A 23,931-nucleotide genomic window follows, 5' to 3' on the forward strand; every position below is an offset into this window, starting at 1 on the left:
GTACCAAACCTGCAACAGCGCAGTTTTTAGAAGACAAACGGCCCCTGAATCTCAGGAGCCGCTTAAAACCCTGCGTTTTGAACGTTGCTGCGATATTAGCGGCATTCACTAACCCGAATAACTGACGGTATCAGTTCATTAGGGTTCATTCGTTTGCTGCCTTGCTGCAACACCAATAACTTTGGGTATTGACCTATTATTGGCCTGTTAAACAGGCACTAAATCAGGATTAACGGGTGAACGCGTATACCGTGCCGCCTCTCGCCTGAACCAGCAACTTATCGCTGGCAACCACTGGCGCACTCAGGAAGCCGGAGCTGTCTACGCTCTGCTGAGCTACAAAACGGCCATCATCGGTATTCACCCAGTGCAGATAACCTTCGGCATCACCTACAACCAGATACCCATTATACATCACAGGAGCTGTCAAGTTACGATGTAATAAATCGCTTTGACTCCAAAGGGTTATACCGCCATCTGTTTTCAGCGCAACAATTCGGTCATTTTGATCGACCAGATAAATGCGACCCGCGTCGACAATGATGTCATTCACTGATCCCATTTCACGCTTCCACAGGATCTGGCCGGAACGCAGATCTAATGCAGTTAAGTTACCATTGTATGCCAAAGCATAAACCACACCATCAACAACCACAGGCGTGGTATCAACGTCGTTCAGGCGGTCAATTTCAGTGGTACCTGTCACTTGGGAAATACGCTGTTGCCAGATCAACTGGCCCTGTTCCATCATTACCGCACTGACGCGGCCATTGTCACCACCGACAATCGCTGCACCGAATGCGACTGCTGGTGCAGATTCACCGCGCAGAGACAGCGCTGGTGTATCGAGGTTTAATGTCCACTTAATCGCACCGTCTGATTCATTCAGTGCTTGCAGCATGCCATTTGATGTATGGATCAGTACCACCCCATCGCTGACAACCGGACGAGATAATGCTTCACCCGCCACCACGGTCTGCCATGCAACCTGACCATCATCGGAATTAAGCGCATAAACTACCGCTTTCTCGCTGCCGACATACACATGGGCACCTGATGCAGTGACGCCACCAGATAACATTGCAGAACGGTTGCTGGAAAGGAAGTTGGTTTTTTCAGACAAATCGGTTTGCCAGATTTGCTTACCGCTGTCGGCGTCCATGGCTTTCACCAAGCCTTTACGGTCGGCGGCAAAGACAGTCGTCCCCTGCCAGGCTGGGCGCAAATGGGAGTAATAATCACCGACACCACCACCTACTGAGGTACTCCACACTTTAGTTGGTGTGAATTGATTCTCAATTTTTGGCAGTGGTGACATGGTAACCACATCTTCTTCACTGTTAAACAGTGAACAACCGCTCAATAGGGCAACAGATACCAGTCCTACTAAGAGTGTTTTACGCAATTGCATGGGAATACCCCTTAGCTGGACAAATTATTCAATTTCATGCGCAGCAAAGCTTGCAGCGCCTGAGAAGCATTTGATTCGACGCCTTTGCTGTAAGCAGCTCGCGCACCTGCGGTATCACCTTTACTCAATAGCGCATCGCCACGGACATCCTGAGCCATCGCAGTCCAACCATCACCCTGCACCGCATCCAGCGTTTTCAATGCGTCGTCTGGTTTCTTCAATTGCAATTGCAGACGTGCAAGACGCAAATTAATCAGTGACAACAGATTTTCATCTTTGGTCTGACCCAGCGCCTGAGTGAGTTGTTGCGCCGCTTTATCAAACTCATTTAGCTCAACAAAGTGATGAGCCAGCTCTAACCCGGCCAGTACGCCGTAGTTATTGCTATTGCCCTGAACAAATTTTTCAGCAAGAGCAACACCATCAGCACTGTTAGCTGACAAAGCATCACTGGCTTGCTGATAGGCAGAGGAGGCTTCCGTCAAGACAGTGTTCTGATGACTCTGCCAGTAACGCCAACCCACTAATGCACCAATCCCGAGCACCACACCCACGGCCAGCGCTTTACCATTCTCACTAAAGAAACGGCGCACTGCATCAACCTGGTCATTTTCAGTGGTATAGACTTCCACGGTGTCTCTCTCCTTAACCCAACATCAAAGCCAGACGCGCAGCAACATCCGCTTGCGCCAGCGTTTCTTGTTCACCATTTCGCAAATCTTTTACGACCACTTGCTGTGCTGCTACTTCGCTTTCGCCAAGCATTAATGCAACACGGGCACCCCACTTATCAGCGCGGGTAAATTGCTTTTTGACATTACCACCGCCGTAATTGGTCATTAATTTCAGCGTTGGCATGGCATCACGCAGGTTCTCAGCAAGTAGCATTGCAGCACCTTGCGTATCCTGACCAGACGAAATGACATAAACATCTACTGTCGCTGGTACCTGGAAGTCAGCATTTACGGCCTGCACTAACAGAACCAAACGCTCAAGGCCCATGGCAAAACCAACCGCAGGCGTTGCACGCCCACCGAGTTGTTCAACCAAACCGTCGTAACGCCCACCGGCACACACAGTGCCCTGGGCGCCCAAGCTATTGGTGACCCACTCAAATACCGTACGGTTATAATAATCTAAACCACGAACTAAACGCTCATTGACGGTATATGGGATGCTGGCCTGGTCTAAAAGTTCACACAGACCTGCAAAATGTTGTTTTGACTCTTCATCCAGATATTCAGATAGCTTAGGCGCATCATTTAGCAGCAATTGAACATCGGGATTTTTGGAGTCCAGCACTCTCAGCGGATTACTGTACATCCGGCGCTTACAATCTTCGTCCAGTACCTCAACGTGTTGCTCGAGGAAAGTCACCAGCGCTTCACGGTAATCAGCACGCGCATCCAATGATCCAATGGAGTTCAGTTCAAGTTGCACATGCTCTGAGATACCTAAAGCACGCCACCACCGGGCAGTCAGCAAAATTAATTCGGCATCAATATCCGGCCCTTGCAGACCGAAAACTTCCGCACCCAACTGATGGAATTGACGATAGCGGCCTTTCTGTGGGCGCTCATAGCGGAACATCGGACCGATGTACCACAGACGCTGTTCCTGATTGTACAGCAGACCATGTTCAATACCTGCACGTACACACCCTGCGGTTCCCTCAGGACGCAGTGTCAGACTTTCGCCATTGCGATCATCAAAGGTATACATCTCTTTTTCAACCACGTCGGTGACTTCACCGATCGCGCGCTTGAATAACGGGGTCTGCTCTACAATCGGCATGCGAATTTCGCTATAACCGTAGCCTGCAAGTACTTGCTTCAAGATACTTTCAATGCGCTGCCATACTGCCGTATCGGCTGGCAGGTAGTCGTTCATACCACGGATGGCTTGAATGTTCTTTGCCACGTCTGTTCTCTGTAGTTTTATACCCTATTTACTTGAAGCAGCAGCGCCGTTCGCAGCCACTCTAATTACTTTGGGCATGGTGCAAAAAATAAAGCCGATTATAGAGGCTTGCCACCCATATATTCAATGATGACAACTTGTTACCCCTACAGGCGCAATGTAAAGCGGGCTAAAACCCGCTTTTGTGCTGACCGACAACCCATGACCAACGATGTTTATTCATCATCCAATTGATTGATAACAATCCGATTATTAGCATCAAGCATTGATGCTTTAGCCCGAATTTTGGCTTCCAACTGGTCAATCATATTTTTGTTATCAAAGCGTTCTTTTTGACGAACACCATCTTCGTAGAAACCGCTTTTGTTATGAGCACCGGTCACACCGATAGTCGACACTAAAGCCTCACCCGGGCCATTGACCACACAACCGATGATAGAGACATCCATAGGTGTAATCAGATCTTCTAACCGCTGTTCTAAAGCATTCACAGTACCGATAACGTCAAACTCTTGGCGCGAGCATGTTGGGCAAGCGATAAAGTTAATCCCACGGGCACGGATACGCAAAGATTTAAGAATATCGAAACCGACTTTGACTTCTTCAACCGGATCAGCCGCCAGCGAGATACGCAACGTATCGCCAATACCTTCAGACAGCAACAAACCTAATCCAATGGCAGATTTAACTGAACCACTGCGCGCACCACCCGCTTCGGTAATACCCAAATGCAAAGGTTGGTCGATTTTTTTGGCTAACAAACGATAGGAGTTTACCGCCAGGAAAACATCTGAGGCTTTAACACTGACTTTAAACTGATCAAAATTGAGGCGGTCAAGAATGTCGACATGCCGCATCGCGGATTCAAGCAGGGCTTCCGGCGTAGGTTCACCGTATTTCTCCTGAATATCTTTCTCCAGCGATCCACCATTGATACCGATACGGATAGGGATGTTGTAGTTGCGAGCGCTAGCAACCACGTCTCGGATACGGGCTTCGTTGCCAATATTACCGGGGTTAATACGCAAGCAATCAACACCGTACTCAGCCACTTTCAGGGCGATACGGTAGTCAAAATGAATATCGGCAACCAGCGGCACAATGACGTCTTTATGCTGCTTGATTAATTTAAACGCCTCAGCCGCTTCCATGGTGGGTACTGAGACTCGCACGATATCCACACCAACACGTTGCAATGCTACGATTTGGGCAACAGTCGCAGCAACATCCGTGGTTTTAGTATTGGTCATCGATTGCACTGCAATCGGCGCACCATCACCAATTGGCACTTTACCGACGTAAATCCGGGTAGATTTACGTCGGATAATTGGGGGTTCGTTATGCATTACACACTCTCCTTTACAGTCGTGTAGTTTATACAACAAAGCAGTTTTTCAAAACTACAGTGGCGGTTTAGCTGAACCACAACATAGTTTGTCAAAACCACAATATTACTCTACACCGACAGTCAGGCGGGCTACGCGATTAGCCTTAATAAACTTACTCAAATCAACCGGATTACCCTGATATGTGATTGTCAGCGCACCAGGTGCACCGATAGTCAGTTTATAAGGGGATTTCCCCGATAGGTTGAGGGTCGCGCCTCCTTTTTGGATACCGCTAAACAATGTTTTTCCACTCGCATCAACAACCTGTAACCAGCAATCAGCTTTGAAGTTCATTACCAATGAACCCACAGATGATGCCGCACCATTTACCCCAGCGTCTGCTGTAGGTAGTGGTGATTGCGCGGTAGAAGCATCAGGCACAACTGCCTGACTCGGGGAAACGACCACAGACTCCGCCGGAGTCGCTCCCTGATTAGTTGCTGTCTCGACACGGTTATTTACCGTATCCACAGGTGCTGTACTGTTTGTTACCGGTGCAGTACCACTTGCCGTTGGTGTAGAGGCAGGCTGACTATTCGCAATCGGAGCCTGGGTATCGGTCGGCGCGTTAGGATCGCTATTCTCATCAGACAGCGGCACAGATTGCCCGCCATTTTGCAACAGCTGGGCAGAGGATTGATCAGCCATAGTGGCTATCTCTGCTTGCTGCGCCTGATGATTTTGCCACCACCATGCTCCTGTCAACCCCAGCACAACCAACACAATAAGCCAGGTGAAACTCATCAACCAGCCATCACGTTTTTTATGCTTTTTCCCCAATGAAAAACTTTGCATTGGGGCCACTTTTGTTGCCCTGATTGGTGCTTGTTTTTCCAACATGGGTAACAGTTCATCTTCAGGGAGGTGAACCAATTTGGCGTAAGAACGAATGTAACCACGGTGGAATGTTGAGGCGAGATTAGCTTGCGCTTTATCCTCCTCAAGATCACGGATTGTGGATACCTTCAGACACAGACGTTCTGCAACCGTCTGCTGAGTTAGCCCTAGAGCTTCGCGGGCTTGACGCAGGCGCACACCTGTCGTCTCTGGAACTGTTTGATCTTGGGAGGCTTCAGTATTCATTAGCTAGAAAATGCTGGTACTGTTTGGATTGTGGAAAACTTCGCGCAAGCTGCTTGCCATAGCGTTGAACACTATCTTGACGGCCTGCTAGCGCGGCGAAACGAATTTGTAACCATAAACTTTCAGCACTGGCCGGAAGTGTATGTTGGTAAACATCCAGTAATAGTTGCGCCTGAGCGCGATTCCCTTCTCCAAAATGCCTTTGAGCTTCTGCAAGCAGCGGCTCACCTTTATCAGGATCATACTTCAATGCCCGACTCAACAGTATCCGAGCCTGGTCATTTTGATTGGCCCGTAAAAAGCAATATCCAGCGTTTTCCAGACTATCTGCCACCTGACCGTAATCGGGCAGCAGCGCTGCTGCGCTAAACTGTTGTTGGGCCGGTACATACTGCCCTAAACCACACAGAAACGCACCGTAATTATTCAGTACCGTGCCATTTCCAGGTGCCAGTTTCATCGCTTGCTGATAACGCTGCTCTGCGGCACTGTTTTCACCGATACGTTGTTCGTAAAACGCCATACCCAATTGAGCGCGATAATCCTGTGGATCAGCCTCTACAGCCTTCTCAAGATTCTGCCGCGCGGCATTAAGATCACCCTGCGCCAAATACTCTAAACCCAGTTGTAAACGCGTCTGCCCGGCGGCGGGTTGGCTAACCTTTTCCGGCGATGAACCGGAACAACCAGCCAATACGGTCACAATCAGGCAAACTCTCCACAGTCTTGTCAGCTTCATGCTTTCTCAATTGTCCTTATATGTGAAGATACCCGTCATACCTCAAGCGTCATGCACGTTCGCAATACTCACGACTTGAATTATTTAGGGTATAGCTTTTTCAGTATTGAGCATCTAACAAATTATAAGTTAAATAACAATTAGTTATATAGAACAAATCAATACTTTCAATCAGACTGTCTTAATAGCGATAGGTTCACCGGCCATTTTCTTTTTCAAGGTACGCTTGGTGCGGTCAATCACCTCACCCGCTAACTGCCCACATGCAGCATCTATATCGTCACCACGCGTTTTACGAACAATGGTGGTAAAACCATATTCCATCAATACCTTAGAAAAACGATCCACCCGGCTGTTTGAACTACGGCCATAAGGTGCGCCAGGGAACGGGTTCCATGGGATCAAGTTAATCTTACATGGTGTGTCTTTCAGACATTCCGCCAGTTGATGAGCTTGTTCCACGCTGTCATTGATGTGATCCAGCATAACGTATTCGACGGTAACCCGCCCGCCATTGGCTTTGGATTTATCCAAATAACGCCGTACCGCAGCCAGGAAGGTTTCAATATTGTATTTACGATTGATTGGCACGATTTCATCGCGGATATCATCGGTCGGCGCGTGCAATGAGATAGCCAACGCCACATCAATCATATCACCCAGCTTGTCCAACGCCGGAACCACGCCGGAAGTAGACAAGGTCACACGGCGTTTAGATAAGCCGAAACCAAAGTCATCCATCATGATATCCATGGCCGGCACCACGTTATTCAGATTGAGCAAAGGTTCACCCATCCCCATCATCACCACATTGGTGATTGGGCGGATACCGGTGGCTTTTACTGCGCCGATAATTTTGGCCGCACGCCATACCTGACCGATGATTTCCGATACCCGCAGGTTACGGTTAAAGCCCTGTTGTGCCGTGGAGCAGAATTTACACTCCAGTGCGCAGCCTACCTGAGATGACACACACAGCGTTGCGCGGTCGCCTTCTGGGATATAGACGGTTTCAACTTGCTGATCACCCACTTTGATGGCCCATTTAATGGTGCCATCCGTTGATCGCTGCTCTTCAGTCACTTCCGGTGCACGGATTTCTGCTACCCGCTGCAATTTGGCGCGTAGCACTTTATTAATGTCGGTCATTTGCTCGAAATCATCAAAGCAATAGTGATATATCCACTTCATGACCTGATCTGCACGGAAAGGCTTCTCGCCCATTTCAGCAAAGAATTGGCGCATTTGCTGGCGATTTAAGTCGAGCAAATTAATTTTGCCAGTGACGGGCGCGGCAATGGCGGGCGCGTTGTCTGGCGTAGGGACAGCATCAATTGGTGCTGATGAAGTTAATAATTGTTCAGACATGAGTTGTCGTGGCCTCGTTGTTACACTTTACGGCGCTGCGTGTTAAACCGGATAGGCTTTCGAAACGGCGATAAATAAATAATAGAGCGCCCCGGGAGAGATGTCTCCACCGGGGCGCGGCATTGTACGAATTTTAGAGCATGGATTCCATGATTGGAAAGGCGTCCGGGCAACTTTATTGTTTCAGTTGATTAAATCCTGGCCATTTCTACACAGAATCAACTCATTAGCGACGAGAAATAATCTCATCCGCAGCGAAGAAATAGGCAATTTCACGCTGAGCTGATTCAACCGCATCAGAACCGTGTACTGCGTTAGCGGTAAAACTGTCGGCAAAGTCAGCACGCAGAGTGCCTGCTAGTGCGTTAGCTGGATTAGTTGCCCCCATGATATCACGGTGGCGCTGAACGGCATTCTCACCTTCCAGAACTTGTACCATAATTGGGCCAGAGGTCATAAATTCAACCAAACCATCGAAGAACGGGCGGCCTTTATGTTCTGCGTAAAAACCTTCTGCTTGTTCTTTGGTCAGGCGCAGCATTTTTGCAGCAATGATTTCGAAACCAGCACTTTCAAAACGCGCATAAATAGCACCAATGTCGTTATTGATAACAGCATTGGGTTTGATGATGGAGAAAGTACGTTCTAAAGCCATGATAACCTCTATTGAATTTCTAATATTGACCGGACGTGGAACCCGCCCCGCTAACTACCCTAAATAAGGATATAAACTTGGCTGGCGAACGGTTCCTTTACTACAAAATTATGCCGACCCCTGTACAGTGGCCGCCGATTATAAGTGCGCGATTAACGCTTGCATACGGGAATCACAACATTTCATTAAAAAATATTTATCTTAATTACTCATTTTTGCGTACAACTCACACTTTGTATAAAAAACCGTTTGCCATACTCGCAGTGCTTTGCAGGTAAAACGTTATTAATATCAAAGTTCATTGATAAATTGAAAGCCCACCTTCTTTTTCACAATGGCTGAAGGTTGGCTGATCACATCCGATACCAGTGCGCGTTTCCCTTTTTTGGCTAAATAGTCGGCTAATGCTCTGATAGCCGCTGTACCTGCGCCTCTGATAACGCCTTCAGCCGTTGGATATAGCACATAAGCTGGATGAGTCAGCGAGCCGGCGACACCAACATCAAACTCATTAATATCAACGGCCAGCGTGATGCTAATAACCTCTCCTGATAGACGAACGATCACATAGATATAATCATCACGAGGTGTTATTAGCCAACTCAGCACCACGTCACTCACCAAATTCGAGGCAGAAATAACCACATCCATCCCCTCATACGGATTGAGATTGCCAATATTTTCAATATTCGTTGCGCTTTTTAAGGTCTGCGCGGCCTCACTGTAGCGCCGTTGCCATTCTTCGATATCTGCGAGGACATGTTGCCTGGCAGCCAGCGTGCCTTCGGTTGCGCCGCTAATGATTTCAATATCAAAGTGCATTTCAGGCTGTTCTAGCCATTGATTGTGTTGCCGTCTTCTGGGGATGGTTTCGACAAACTCGAAATTTTGCAGTGCCAACTCATAGCGCCCTTGAGGTAGTAGCTGTGCTACTTGTGGTGTTTCGACATTAAAATCCAGATTATTGTGATGTAAATAAACAGCATAGCTAAGTTGTGAAAAATCAAATGCTGTCTTTAACAGGGCGATATTATCAATATTCTCCGCGATATAGGTTCGGACACTTTCAATAAACCGCGCATCGGTCGCTGTATCTAATGCCGCATAGCCGGTATCACCTGAGCTGATAATCCGCGCAATAACCCGACCAAAATTTTCAGCGTTCCAACTATCAAGACTGTCACCAAAGAGCAGTGTAAAATCAGTCAAAATATTCAATGTCCAATCAATGCAGGGGGGAATAAGCTGGCGGCGAAAGCGTAAATGAGGGAGCACTTCATCTTTCATTGAAACTTTACAGGCCCGTGCACTGGCCGGTACTGTCAATGATTTACCGTTCATATCAGAATTAATTTGAGTCAATATACCGACCGGCTCAGTTGACAACTCCGTCAAAAAAACATCAGCAGACAACGCTTCATTCGTCATTAATTTAGGGAAGGGCTTCGAAGAACCGGATACTTGTAATATCTTATTGTTATCGCCATTGAAAAAATCATAAGCATTAGTGACAAACCGGTCTACCTGATTACACCGCCCTTGGATAACATAATTATAAATATTAAGCAGGGGAACTAACCAACAAGCGGTTTTTCCAACCAGACTTCGCCCTGCCCTACTTTTATTTTTTTCAGCCGTCAACACTATTTTATTTATAATTAATGGTTGAGTTTCATTTGCGTTATTAATAAAAAACTTAACACTCGTTTTATCCGCATCAAACAAATAGGTGATCAGTGGATAGTAATAGACTACCTGTTCACCAATAGACTCCATAAATTGAACTTCGAAATAGCCACCATTAAATGTCGATAACATTGACAATGTATCGCTTTCATTGCTCAATTTGAATATAGAACTATTATTTCTGCTTTCATGAATAAAAAAAACCTCACGATCTCTTATTTTAAATATACCACCGCCGATTATTTCTATAGAATAATCACCTTGATCATTCAAATCAAAACTGACCAAAGCTTGTTTTGGACCTATTCGTTCATCACCCCAATATCGACCAAAGGTGTATTGTATCGGGATAATAACTCTATCTTTTACAGCACAATATTGATCGCAAATAAAATATTCTTGCTGAGAAACATGAATACTGCTAATTCCATTATCCATGCCTATTTTTTTTAAGTCAAAAGTTAAGTAATCATCAGTCAGAGTAAAATAATCACCACTATAGTTATCATTTTTATAAACTGTTACTTGGGTATTTTGTGGTAGTTTTATCGAACTAATTTGATCATTAAGTGGGTTTAAAATATGTGATTGCTTCCTACGGCGATCAGTATTATTAAACAGATCAACGTACTCGTTACCAGAGAGGCAAATTGATTCACCTAAAAAGTTATCTTGCTCATAAAAACAGGCAGCGCTTCGAACTCTAAAGGAGCTAATCTCATTATTTAAATCAGCCCAACTGCGAGAGGAAAATAAATCAACATCATCTCTAAATGTCAATAATTTTCCTGAGAAATCATTATTTTCATAAACCGTGACAATCATACCTGAGGGAACAAAAATAGATGATATTTTGTCATTCCATTCATCCTTAAGATCACTTACTTCTTGCCCCTGCCCCGCGCAAATTGATTTCCCGTATAGTTATTATTAGCAAAGAAACACACTTTTCCCTGTTGAGCAGAAACGTTTTCAGTTAATATTAGCGTGAAAAATATCATTAAGTAATTATGGTTCATCTAATAATCCCCAGCAATAAGTAGCAGTGCTAAAAACCATGATGTAATTACTTTATCTGGCTAATAAAAGCATTGATATCATTTTATTTATCACAGGGATGTTATTTTAATGATAAATACAAAAATTAATTAGCCATTGTTATTAATTAATTTTATCAGTATGACTATTCCATACGGAACATTATATTACCCACCTGGCCACTTTCATCCAATACATTAAGCTGATAGCCGCCCGGCACAGATAAGCTTTGTACCCATGACTGATTATTCTCGGTTACCGCCACCTGCTCCCCATTGAGGAACCACCAATGTTGACCTCTCCCGCCTTGCGCCACCAGGCGCAGATCAAGGCTATTATGACCAGGTAAGCGCTTAACTACAGCACCATCACGTATACCTAAAATCAGCAATGGTGCAGCACTGCCTTCCCCTTGCGGTGGACATTGCTGGCTTGCTGCGGGTAACCGTTGATTACGCCGTTCAGCCAGTGGCAACCATGGTTCCACTGGCAGTGGCCACAAGGCCACTTGCGTTGGCTTGGCTCCTAAGCAATCCGCGGCAACCCGCTCGCCTTGCTGATTTAGCCAGATACTGAGTTGACTACCCTGCATATTTTCCTGGCCGGGTGCGGTCAGTGTGGGCGGTACCGTGCCATCGAGCACCCAGCTTTGACGCCGCTGTCGACAGTTGCTATCACCAACCGCTAGCGGTTGCCCACCCGGCCAACAAATCTCTTCCCGACTGACTGACGATGGCCTTGGATCTGACGGTAACCTGCGAATGCTTTGCTGTAACCCTGCCATCAACAGGTTATTGACCTGATTAAGTATCGGTATCGCAGTAGCATAACCAAACTGCCCGGCAACCGGAGTGCCATCTGGACGCCCCACCCACACGCCTATTGTATAACGTGCATTGATGCCAATAGCCCAAGCATCACGATAGCCGTAGCTGGTACCGGTTTTCCATGCCAGTGGCACGGTAGCTGGCAAAATGTCATCCGGTAATGGTCTGGCTTCACCGGCCATAATGCGCCGGGTAATCCATGCCGCTCCCGGTGAGAATAGTCGCCGTTCTTGTATTTGTTGCTGCGGTTCAAAACGCAATGTTGCTGCCATTCCGCCACGGGCGAAAGCGCTATACGCGGCAACCAATTGATCCAACCGTGAACCGGTTCCGCCTAAAATGACCGCCAGACTGGGTTCACTGTGAGAGGGGAAACGTAAGTTCAGACCACCATTGCGTAAATTGGCGGTAAAACGTTTTGGGCCGTAGGCTTCCAGTAATTGAACCGCCGGTAAATTCAGCGAACGCACCAGAGCTTCACTAGCACTGACCGGCCCATGGAATCCGGTATCAAAATTGCCAGGCCGGTAATCACCAAAGCGACGTGGCACGTCCTGAAGCAGAGATTCAGCATGGATCAGGCCGTCATCCAGTGCCATGGCATACAGGAAAGGTTTGAGTGTCGACCCCGGTGAGCGCCATGCACTGACCATATCCACATGACCAAAGCGGCTGTTGTCCTGAAAATCCACCGACCCAAGATAAGCACGCACCTTCATCGTGGTATGGTCAACCACCAGCAAGCCTAGCGAGGTTTTCTCAGGTAATTGATGACGCCAACTCGCCGCCATATCTTCCAATTGGCGCTGTAATCCGGTATCAAGTGTGGTGTGGATCACTTCGCGCTGATTACCACTGGTTAAACGGCGAGCCAGTAAAGGAGCCAATTGTGGCATCTGACGCGGTGCCAGCCAGACCTCTTCTTGTTTAATATCAGCCACATCCTTTGCTGTCCAAACCTGATAATCCGCCAGTCGGGTTAACACTTTGTCTCGAGCAGCCTTTGCCCGTAGAGGATAGCGATCGGGACGTAGCCGACTAGGGGCTTGCGGTAATGCTGCCAGCAATGCGGCTTCTGCCGCGGTTAATTGAGAGGGCGGCTTAGCTAAATAGGTCCAACTGGCAGCGCCAATCCCTTGTAGGGTGCCACCAAATGGAGCGCGATTAAGGTAGATTTCGAGAATTTGAACTTTGGAAAAATGCCATTCCAACTGAAAAGTACGCCAGACTTGACGCAATTTGCCAGCTAACGTGCGCGGATGTGGGTCGATCAAGCGGGCAACCTGCATAGATAGCGTGCTGCCACCTGAAAGTATCTTACCAGCGCGCAGATCCTGCCAGGCGGCACGCGCTAGCGCCAATGGGTTTACCCCGGGATGAGAGTAAAACCAGCGGTCTTCAAAAGTGAGCAGTGCTTGTAGATAATACGGCGAAACCTGACTCAACGTCACCGGATAACGCCATACGCCGTCAGCATCGGCAAAACGCCATAACGGTGTACCATCTTCACCAACCACTACCCGCGCGACCTGGACCTCGGCCAGAGGCAATGGCCAAAGTCTATCTGCCAGCCAAAGAGTGGCCGGAAACAACACCAGGATAAGCACCAACGCCCAGCCCATACGCCGATAGCGGGAATAGATATTTTTGCGCATGAATCGTATTACTTCCCCTGACAACTGTTTCGTCGCTCAGGGGAAGTGAGTATTCACTTAACGATTTCAAGCTGCGCTGGAGTACTCCCTAGCGCACGCCAATCGGGTACATACATCGATTCTACTTGTGGCGCAGGTACCTGGTAGAGGCCTGGCGTGACCGCCCGCGCTAGATAGAGCAACGTGGTGTGACGGTAACCATCGACATTGACGGCAGCGACATAACGGTCATCACGAAACTCCTGATGTTTGATATCCGATTGCTGCATATCCTGTAATAGCTCAGTCACGCTGCTGGCACTCTCTCCCAAACTGGCGCTGCTATCGCCCAGATTCTGGTTTTCCAGTTCCAGACCAGCAGGCAGCAAATCAACCACCAGCGCATCCGGTACCCGCCTATCGGCCCAAACATCCAGATGCACCAAGACTAACTCACCACTTTTCAGTTGTGATAACTGCAACGGATTGCCATCTAGCCCAATGTAACTCCGGGTGATATGCAAATTATTACTGAATGGTGCCGGGGTTTGCTGCGGATATCCCACCACTGCAACGCGGCTATACAATGGTGTATCACCCCGATTTTGCAGTTGCATCCCCGCAGCCAGTTGTGATGCCGACCAGTTTTGGTTTAACGCGGTACTTTGGGTCAGCGTCACGCTATCCGCAATTGGCTCAGCTTGTGGCGCGATAGCAACCTGCCACGGCGTTTCAGCGCCATTCATCAAGGTGCGCCCCGCAAGGAATATAGCATTGCTCTCCTGCGTTGATAGGTAGTTGCGGCTGGTCAAGGCATCAGACAGGGCCAACAGACGACTATCACGTGCTTGCGGCAGTAGATTGTTGTCGGTTAACAGTGCCAGAATAAGGGCATCATCGCGTATCGGGCTACCGTAATCCTCCAGCCAGTAATCCTTATCACTGCGTATGGTATTTAGCCCCTGAGTGATGGCTTCTTTGGCACGAGGCATGTCGCCCATCAATTTCAATGCCACACCCAACTGCACCAGTGGTAAGCCAGAACGCGCTTCACTGTTACGGCTATATAACTGCCGTAATGCGCCGAGCGAAGCCTGCTGCTGCTGCGCCAATACCAGCCCCGCATAGGCTTGCACCGCAAAGCGGGTATGCTTGGTTTGCTCGCTGTAGCGAATTTCAACCTGATTAGGATCCTGTAAATAACGCTGTAATCGGGTATTCGCCGCCGTCAGTGCCGCCGCAGGCACGCTGTAGCCTTGTTGGCTGGCACGGTAGAGGAAGTCAGTGGCATAGGCGGTTAGCCAGAACTCTTCCGGGCTGTCGTTGCTCCACAAACCAAAGCCGCCGTTGTAGCGCTGCATACTGAGCAAATGCTCAATCCCGACATCAATCGTCTGTCGCCGTTTTTCATCGCTATCGGCCTTAATACCCAGCGCAGTCAACTGTGCATGGTTGCTGTACAGTGAGGGATACAGTCCACTGACTGTCTGCTCCAGACAGCCATAAGGATAGGCGTATAACTCGCTGATATAACGTGCCAAGTTGAGAGGTGGGCGGCTAGTTATCAGCAGTTGACCTTGCAATGTTTCAGCACTCAATCCCGCCGTAGCCTGCTCAGGCAGGCTCCAGCTTTCACCACTGCGCAGCACATTAGCGAAATGGCGCGTTTGGGCCGGATAGGCTGGCCGCACGCCAATTTTCCAATGATGCTGGTAATCTGGCAGTTCTTCATTTGGCAGTACCATGCCACTGATCGTCAGACCAAGATCACCCTGCCCAAACCCGTTCAGCGCCCGAACCGGGATCAGTACCGTTTTACGCTCACCGTTCGCCAGCGTAACGGACTGAGTTTGCGCGCCATTTAGCGCCAGTAAATCACTGGCGGCCAATTTCAGCGCTAAGGTTTGTGCCTGACCAGATAAATTACTTAAGTCCAGAGCCAGTTGGGTACTGTCGCCACCGGCCAGAAAACGTGGCGCTGCCAGTTGAGCAATCAATGGTGCTGCCACCACCACTTTCGACTCTGCTTTGCCAAAATCTTCATCACTCCAGGCTTGGGCCATTAAACGTAACTCACCGTTAAAATCTGGAATCGCCAGCTCAACGGTACCCTCACCCTGCGCGTTTAATGTCACCGGTTGGGCTTGCTGCGCTACAATAGTCACTTCGGTAATGGGTTTCTTGCCCCCACGGGACAGCGCATCTTCCTCATCACCATCACCACCAAAACGTAAGCTGGCTAAACGCCCTTGCCCTTCTATCAATTGCCCATAGACATCATAGCGATCGGCGCTGTAGCGCTTACGGCCAAAAAAGGCATCGTAAGGATCTGGCGTGGCGTAATCCGTAATATTCAAGATCCCGCTGTCAACGGCTGACAGTAAAACTTGCACTTTCTCCGGCAACGGCGCGCCACTGCGGCTGGCCTTCACTTTTACCGTTAAAGTTTGATTGGGCCGGATACGCTCGGGGGCATCCAATTGCAATGCCAACTTGCGGGTTTCATCCACCAACGGCAGATGCAATAAACCAATCGCTCGTTTTGGCGTCGCCTGTTGTGATTTATCACCGGGGCGAATCACTGTGGCACTGAGATACAGGTCATGCCGATTCCACTCTTTGTTAATCGGCACTTCGACCTCTGCACCCCCCGCAGGAATAGTCACTTCCTGCCACCACAGCGGGCCGTCGCTGGATTCCACCAGCAGATAGCCATTACCCGCCGCTGGCGCTTCAATATGTAACTTCACTTTTTCGCCTGGGCGGTAAGCGGGTTTATCCAATGTTAATTTGACCTGATCAGGACGCACCGCACCACTGCCAGCGGTATTATCCTGCCAACTGTAACCGGCCCAGAAACGAGAACTGCTGATCAATTCATTATCTGGGTTACTCACCTCAATGCGGTATGCGCCCCACTCCACCGGGAAACTGACTTTAGCGCTCCCGTTGGCGGCGATATTCACGCTTTGCTCTGCCAGAGTCAGATCTTTTTTATCAAATAACGACTGCCAGCCATCACTTTCTGACCACTGCCAGTAGTAATCACGCCGCTCACGTACCAACTTCACTTTGATGCCATTGGCGGCCAGCTTTTCGCCGTTGGCATTTGCATAGATAATTTCAAAATCAGCCTGCGTATCCTGATCCACCATCGCCTGTGATTTATAGCTGTCACTGCGGTAATCATAAACCTGCTGTTTATTGAACAGCGGGCGAATCCCCACCAACGCCTCAGCAGGCCACACCGCTTGCTCAGCACGGCGTGTGACTGGCCGCCCACCCGACTCCAACAAGCTGGCCTGTAATATCAATTTCAGCGGCGATTGGGCATGCTGCCAACTGTTATCCACCGCAATATCTGTCTGCCCCTCGTTATCTAAGGTGGTATCAAACTCATCTAAGGTGCGGGAGAGGTTCTCTTCGATAATCGAACCAAATTCAAAACCGGGCAGTGTGGCAACAGCTTCACGCAGTGGGCGCAGGAATAATTGGCCTTGCAGACGGTTGCCCGAGGCCGGGGCACCGTATAAGTAACGGCCAGTGACGGCAAAGTTAGCCTCACTGTCAGTGGCGATCGGTTCTTTACTGGTGGCAATATCGAGCGCCATACGCTCTGGCAGAAAATCCTCTACCTTGAATTTGTACAATCGTGGCTGGTTATCACCCACATTCAAGCGTAGTGACCACTCGCCAGTTGGGCCACCTTCAGGTATGGCATATTGGTATTGATACAGGCCATCCTGTGGTTGCCAGGTAAAGCTGCGCACCACTTGATTATCCGGTTTGAGGATATCGACTTTAACTGGTTGGGTTGTTAGGGGTTTACCGTCAGCATCGCGCAGTAACCCATTAACAATTAAGGTTTCACCTGGCCGATACAGGTCACGGGGGCCAAAGACAAAGAACTGCTTCTGGAAACCCTCTGGACCGGCAATATCAAACTCGGCCAGATCTAAAGCGGGCGCATTAAGGTCGATCAGACTGGTCTGCCCATTTTGCGCGGCGAGTAGCAGTTTGGCATTAGCGTTTTTTCCCAACTGCGCATGGCCCTTGCCGTCGGTTTCGGCCTGAGCCAACACCTGGCCTTTATCATCTAACAGTTGCAGTGACACGCCTTTCAACGCCGCACCACCGGCTAATGCCTGAGTGAACACATCCATCTGGTTATGGTAGCTATGTAGCGAAACACCGATATCACTCAGGGTAAATAGGGTTGCAGCATTGGTATAGCTGTAGTGACCGGCTTGCTGCATGACAGCCAGATAGACGCCAGATTCTTGTAACGGCTTGATATCGGCTAAGGGCAGCAACAGCTTTTCACGGGTATTAACCGCAGGATTGAGATCAAAACGGCCGGTATAGACTAAATCAGCCATTTTCAGCAGTTCGTCCGATTCCCAGTTAGAGAGCGCACTGCGGTTCTGCCAGTTAGCGAGGAAGTTAGCCAGGCTGCTTTGCTTAATGCGAAAGAAGTTAACATCGACGTTATCAACATTGAGCGCCATCACCGGCAAGCCCTGCGCCAGTTTGCCCGGCAGCAAAGAGCCTTTGCTGGCAAAGCCGACACTCGGTTTAATATCACGCGTGGTGATTTGTTGCTGTTGTTGTGCACCCAGTTGCGCGCCACCTACCCCTTGCAGCGTGCTGTCGACAGTCAACAGCAATTTACGCTCCGGTTTGAGATGGCGTAAACGCAGCTCCATTAGATTATCGGATAGCTCCCAGGCACCGTCGATGTTGCCACTGACAGTATCAACCAAATGCACCTGCGCGGCGAAGTCCTGATTTGGATTCAGTGGTTGCGAGAAGGTCAGTACCATGGCACTGGCCCCGTCAAGTTGCAGCTCAGAGGCATCCAGCAAGGTGAGCGGCTGACCAGCATGGCGTTTTGCCAGCTCCGCCAGTACCACCGTATCTGTGGGTTTACTCGCCGGTGTTTTTGCCGCCGAGGTACTGGCTTGAGCCGCAGGCGGTGTGACCACGCCCTTATTATTGCTGTCATCACAAGCGGCTAATAACAACGCCGCAGCGAGCAATATAGCCGCCCGCCCCCCCTTAATTCCTGACATTAACCGACGCAAACCATTGTGATTCATATTTTGCTCCCTGGCTGATAGCAAGATTATAGCATTGGTATGAAAGGGAATATAGGGAGGGAAGAGTCAAGTGATTATCTTCATAAAAAAATGCGCATTGGCTCGCATTTATATCGCCCTTTCTAAACAACGCACACCAAAAACCTATTTAATATTTTTTTAATAAAAATTAAATTATTCAATCCGCCAATGAAAGACAAGGCAGAACATAAAATAAAAACCAATAAAATCAACATAAAAACAAGGAAATCCTCACAAAAAAATAAAATTAAAAATCAAATTAATATAAACCACCCGAATTAATATTTTAATAAATAGGAATGGGTAGCTTACTTCTTTATATTTCATCCAACATTTTGTCGTTATTACCCCTCTTGAGTATTTCGTCTTTTAAATTCATCTGTAAATAGGAATGTATAAAACCATGGGTCATCGCAACACATTAAACACACGTTTATTGCCGTTATCTATTTTGGTCTCATCATTGATATCTGGTGGGGCAATTGCTGCGTCAACATCTACGTTTATACCCGGTGCAACTCTCGGTATGGGCAATGCTGGCAGCTTTTCCATACCCGCTAACACCCCGGTGGTTAACACCAAAGCCCCTGAAGATATCTTGCTGGAAAGCATCTTTCCTGAAAGCCCAAAAATTACACCAAAGATGATTGCCGAGGCTGAGTCGCAAATTACAACAATGCGACAGGATCACCAGCAGCAGATTAAGGATATTGAAACCAGCATTGCTAAATTAGCACCGGCACAAAAAGAACAAGCGAACAAAGAACTAGACTCATTTAAAGGTGTATTTGAAAAAAATATCACGCAGTTAGAGGCCGTTGTTGCTTATGCAAAAGACGATACCGAAGACAACAAAAACAAACTCAATGCAGCAGCAGCAGATGCTTTTACAGCCTCGCTCAATAGCAAAGCACCGGGCCAGTTCACCGCTGAAGAAGCCAAATCACTGTTTACTGCGTCATTAACCAACGATAACTCAGCTATTTCGCCAGAACTTGAGCAAAAAGCCACGGCAGTTACACAGCGGCAACAAGCAAGCCAAAATACTCTGACTAAGGTACACAATTACCTGACTCAAGGTGTGATTAGCCAGGAACAAAAGGAAAAACTGGCGGCTTATTTTGCCGATAAACAAGCTAAGTTCAACGAGCTGGCTGTTGCTAAACAGGCAGAAGAAGAAGCCAAAAAAGCAAACATCAAGGCAAAAGCTGATGCTGCAGTCCTGAATGTTAAATCCGTTCTTCTTAAGACAAGTGTTGAAAACGCTGAGAAAGAAAAAATTCAAGCTGAAGATAACTTAAAACAACTTGATACTGAAAAAACCACGGCAATTAAAGCTGTCAATGCAGCCTGGGATGATAAGACACCAGATCTCGTCAACGAGCTACAAAAACTGATTGATGATACAAGCACGCCTGTGGACAAAAAAACTGAGGCTGAAGCCGCGCAAAAGGCCATCAAAAATGCAGCGGCAGCACAGCAGGTAGCTGATGACGCAACCAAGAAACATCAGTCTGCCGACGCTGATTTTAATAACATTGAGCTTAAGGTTACTGCTGCCAATAAGATTAAAACTGACGCTGCGGATAAGCTCGCCACCAGCGCCACAGAAATGAACAATGCGGCAGCAGCATTAGCTAATTTAGAGACAGTAACGACTACGACTATTGATATACCTGCATTTGAGCAAAAAATTGCCAGCACTGAGCAGCAAACCGTCGCTACCGGAACCTTTGCAGTCGATACCCAAGTATCAGGCGGCACACAAAATGTGGAAAAAGACGGCGAAATCATTAACAGCGTGATTAGCGAAGATGGCACCGTAACGTTGGCGCTTGGCGCGTTGGCAAATAGTACTGTTATCACCAAAGGCATTATGGAAAATAACGGTGGTACGGATAAAAATACCAATATTGGTGCAGAAGGTCAGTTGAGCCTTAAAGGGATAAGTGAGACTGAACGAGCCAAATCAGAAGGGGCTATTGTTGCCAAAGGCGGCCAGGTTACAGCGGGAGATTATTCTTTTGTCAGTGATATGGTCAGTGAAGGTGACATTACTGCCAAAGATAAAGCTGTTATTTCTAAAGCCATCATCAACGGTGGGAACTTAACCCTGCAAAGCCAAGCTATCGCAGCAGATACCACGCTGAATGGCGGTGTTTTCACCGTTGAAGCTGGTGCGGGAGCGATACGTACGACTATCAATGATGGCGAATTCACGGTTAATGACAAGGCGAGTGCTTATAAAACCACACTTGAGAACGGTACCTTCACTTTGGCGAGCGGTGCCACAGCAGAGTATACGACGATTAATGGCGGCAAGTTCATTGTTAACGATGGTGCCACGGCCGAGCATACCGAACTGAATAACAGTCATTTCGAGCTTGCTGGTAGCGCAAGCGCCCATTATACCACGGTTAATAACGGTGCAGAATTCACCGTTATTGGCGATGCGAAAGCTGACAACACCACGGTAAACGGCGGTATCTTGAAGCTTAAGTCGCGCATGCAAGCCAATAAGATACTGGTTGAAGACGGTTATGCGCTGATCTACAGTTCGCTGAAAGACGCGGAGTTAAATGGCGGTACCACCATTTTCACCCAAACTGCCGCAGTCGAAGGGACTATTGATGCCAACCAAGGCAGCTTCCTGAGCGTCCATGACGGTGCAGCAACCCAGAATGCAGACCTGAATTTAGCCGGTAACATGGTGCTGGTGGCCGAAGATGCACCTTATGTCAGGCTACACCCAACTTCCCGTGCGGCCTTTAGCGCCATGAATGGCAAACCCGCTAAATTCGCCTTTAAAGATGTCACGCTAGCGGGCGGCTCTATCGATATGAGCCAAACAAAAGCGCAACTGACCATGAACTCATTGGCAGGTAACGGTAGCTTTAACTTAGGTTCAGCCCTGCACAGCCATACCACGGCACCACTGAATGTAACGGGTGATGCCAATGGTGATTTCAACGTTCAGATCGATGCCAGCGGTGTTGCTCCGGCTAACCTGAATGTCGTTGATGTACAGGGTACCAATAACGCGCGCTTTGCACTGGCTAATGGCCCGGTAGATCTGGGTAACTATAAGCACAACCTAGTCAGTAATGGTCAAGGCGGCTTCAAACTGGTAGCCGATAAAGCAGCTCTGACACCAAGCACCGCGGGTGTGCTGGCTGTCGCCAATACCATGCCGGTTATCTTTAATGCTGAGTTAAGTTCAATTCAGAATCGTTTGGATAAACAAAGTTCGTCAGCTAACGAAAGCGGTGTGTGGCTCACTTACCTGAACGACAGCTATAACGTGAAAGGCACAGCGGCCAACTTCAACCAGAAGTTGAATGGCATGACTTTAGGTGGCGATAAAGCCATTGATTTAGGTAATGCCGTATTCAGTATCGGTAGCTTCGCCAGCTACAGCAGCTCAAATATCAAATCTGATTACCAGAGCAGCGGCAGTGTGGAAAGCAACTCATTGGGTGCTTACGCGCAATATTTGGCTAACAGCGGTTATTACATTAATGGTGTGCTGAAAACTAACCAGTTTAAACAGAACCTCAGTGTGACTGCTAAAGGCGGCAGCGCCACCGGCAATACTAACTTCTCCGGTCTGGGTCTGGCCATGAAGGTAGGTAAACATATCAATATCAATGAGATGTATATCTCTCCTTATGTCGCGCTGAACACCTTTAGCTCCGGCAAGAGCCAGTACCAACTGTCTAACGGCATGGAAGCACAGAGCCAAGGCGCACGTTCTACCACTAGTACTTTGGGGATGAACACCGGTTATCGCTTTGTGTTGAATGGTGGTACTGAAATTAAGCCTTACGCTATCTTCTCAGTGGATCATGACCTGATGGCCAGCAACAAGGTGATGGTTAACAACGAAATGTTTGATAACAGCCTGAAAGGGACCAGAGCTAACGCAGGTGTGGGTGTCAATGTAAACCTGACCTCTAACCTGTCAATCGGTTCTGAAGTGAAAGTCTCTAAAGGTAAAAATATTGCGACCCCAATGACCATTAATATGGGCGTTGCTTACACCTTCTAAATAACACGTTAAGTTCTTCATGTAGCAATGAGAATGGTGTGTCAAAAAAGGGAGCCAGTTACGGCTCCCTTTCCTATATCTAGCTAACCTGACCCGCCAACAGCGAGTTAATGGCTGGTCGAGGGAATCACATTTCTCAGCCAACTGCCCCAACGGCGCTGATAAAACGCCTGCGTATGGGTCATCAGATAGTGGCTTACCCCACGCTCTTTCTCATTAACCAGACAGAAATCGACCGGGCGATCATCCGGTGCATGGTCACTGGCCACATTGCCCGCTTCCTGAATTAGCTGATCTATCTCTTCGGGCGAACCATCCACTTCTAACCCAATCAGTAAGTTAGCTTGCTCATCCACACTTTTATCATGCATCAATGCCAGAAAAGCACGCCGCACCGGTTTGCGCTGGCTGAACAGTTGGATCAACGCATCAACCATCGCCGCCGGATACTCTTCCGGCTGGCCCAACAAGATTTGGCTCTCTTTATCCACCATCATTTCAGCCGGTTGGGCTAAACCGCCATTTTCCAATAGCATCGCCACTTCTTGCGGCCAAAACTCTTTGCCATGTTCTGATTTCGGGTTCAGGAACAGATGTGCACCCTGTGTCATTTCAAATAACACTCGTACTGGCATAGCAACAAAAGGCTGCTTTTCGAGGTCAGTTTGCTCATCCTCAGCCTGGCTCAGCGCCTGTTGCAATACTTCTGGCGAACTGAAGAAAGGAATAACTGATTCACCATCCTGCTTTTCCCAATGCAGAATATTGACCCCATTGCCCGCAGTGAAGGTCATCTCGCTATCCTCACCGCCCGGTTCTGAGCCGGCCACCAGCACTAACACCGTGGCGTCCAGTAACGTGCGGAAAAAAGCAGTGCGATAAATTGACTCAGTTGCCGCCAATTTTAGCAACGACTCCAGACTCTGGTCCTCATCATGGTGGTGATCATGGTTATCATTGGCAGGTGGTTGTAGCAAACTCATCTTGTACTCCGAAAAACGTCAAGCAGATCGA

General features: G+C 48.2%; 12 protein-coding genes and 1 pseudogene. 1 reads left to right on the forward strand and 12 read right to left on the reverse strand.

Features of this window, described 5'->3' with window-relative positions; all coding sequences use genetic code 11:
• Positions 1-229: 229 nt before the first annotated feature.
• From bamB to Q2T72_RS16155, 11 genes and pseudogenes are all read right to left on the reverse strand, one after another.
• Entirely contained in the window at positions 230-1,411 is a 1,182-nt protein-coding gene (gene bamB / locus Q2T72_RS16105) for an outer membrane protein assembly factor BamB (protein WP_083163205.1), read from the reverse strand.
• A gap of 11 nt (positions 1,412-1,422) precedes the next feature.
• Positions 1,423-2,043, reverse strand: coding sequence for a YfgM family protein (locus Q2T72_RS16110; RefSeq protein WP_083163203.1), 621 nt, complete (start codon positions 2,041-2,043; stop codon positions 1,423-1,425).
• A gap of 13 nt (positions 2,044-2,056) precedes the next feature.
• Entirely contained in the window at positions 2,057-3,331 is a 1,275-nt protein-coding gene (gene hisS, locus Q2T72_RS16115; protein ID WP_372569464.1) for a histidine--tRNA ligase, read from the reverse strand.
• A 215-nt stretch (positions 3,332-3,546) separates the two neighbouring features.
• Positions 3,547-4,677: a flavodoxin-dependent (E)-4-hydroxy-3-methylbut-2-enyl-diphosphate synthase gene (ispG, locus tag Q2T72_RS16120; protein ID WP_372569465.1), complete on the reverse strand. Its 1,131-nt coding sequence runs from the start codon at positions 4,675-4,677 to the stop codon at positions 3,547-3,549.
• A 105-nt stretch (positions 4,678-4,782) separates the two neighbouring features.
• Positions 4,783-5,802, reverse strand: a complete 1,020-nt coding sequence (gene rodZ / locus Q2T72_RS16125; protein ID WP_083163197.1) for a cytoskeleton protein RodZ — start codon at positions 5,800-5,802, stop codon at positions 4,783-4,785.
• On the reverse strand, positions 5,792-6,541 hold the full coding sequence (pilW, locus tag Q2T72_RS16130; protein ID WP_083163195.1) for a type IV pilus biogenesis/stability protein PilW: 750 nt from the start codon (positions 6,539-6,541) through the stop codon (positions 5,792-5,794). Before pilW ends, rodZ begins: the two co-directional genes overlap by 11 nt.
• A gap of 171 nt (positions 6,542-6,712) precedes the next feature.
• Positions 6,713-7,909: a bifunctional tRNA (adenosine(37)-C2)-methyltransferase TrmG/ribosomal RNA large subunit methyltransferase RlmN gene (locus Q2T72_RS16135; protein WP_083163193.1), complete on the reverse strand. Its 1,197-nt coding sequence runs from the start codon at positions 7,907-7,909 to the stop codon at positions 6,713-6,715.
• A gap of 226 nt (positions 7,910-8,135) precedes the next feature.
• A complete protein-coding gene (ndk, locus tag Q2T72_RS16140) occupies positions 8,136-8,564 on the reverse strand; it encodes a nucleoside-diphosphate kinase (protein WP_083163189.1) in 429 nt (142 codons plus the stop codon).
• Positions 8,565-8,855: 291 nt separating this feature from the next.
• Positions 8,856-11,269, reverse strand: a pseudogene (locus Q2T72_RS16145) (peptidase inhibitor family I36 protein).
• Between the two features lie 164 nt (positions 11,270-11,433).
• Positions 11,434-13,770, reverse strand: a complete 2,337-nt coding sequence (gene pbpC, locus Q2T72_RS16150) for a peptidoglycan glycosyltransferase PbpC (protein ID WP_372569466.1) — start codon at positions 13,768-13,770, stop codon at positions 11,434-11,436.
• A 53-nt stretch (positions 13,771-13,823) separates the two neighbouring features.
• Positions 13,824-18,848 carry an alpha-2-macroglobulin gene (locus Q2T72_RS16155; RefSeq protein ID WP_372569467.1) on the reverse strand — a complete coding sequence of 1,675 codons (5,025 nt, stop codon included), beginning with the start codon at positions 18,846-18,848 and terminating at the stop codon, positions 13,824-13,826.
• A 424-nt stretch (positions 18,849-19,272) separates the two neighbouring features.
• Between Q2T72_RS16155 and Q2T72_RS16160 the strand changes: the two genes are divergently transcribed.
• Complete coding sequence (locus Q2T72_RS16160; protein ID WP_372569468.1) at positions 19,273-22,917, forward strand: autotransporter outer membrane beta-barrel domain-containing protein; 3,645 nt, start codon at positions 19,273-19,275, stop codon at positions 22,915-22,917.
• 107 nt (positions 22,918-23,024) lie between these two features.
• On the opposite strand, the gene sseB is transcribed toward Q2T72_RS16160, so the two are convergent.
• Entirely contained in the window at positions 23,025-23,900 is an 876-nt protein-coding gene (gene sseB, locus Q2T72_RS16165; protein WP_372569469.1) for an enhanced serine sensitivity protein SseB, read from the reverse strand.
• Positions 23,901-23,931 lie beyond the last annotated feature (31 nt).

Source organism: Yersinia sp. 2466 StPb PI, assembly GCF_041538325.1.
GTDB classification, from domain to species: domain Bacteria; phylum Pseudomonadota; class Gammaproteobacteria; order Enterobacterales; family Enterobacteriaceae; genus Yersinia; species Yersinia enterocolitica_E.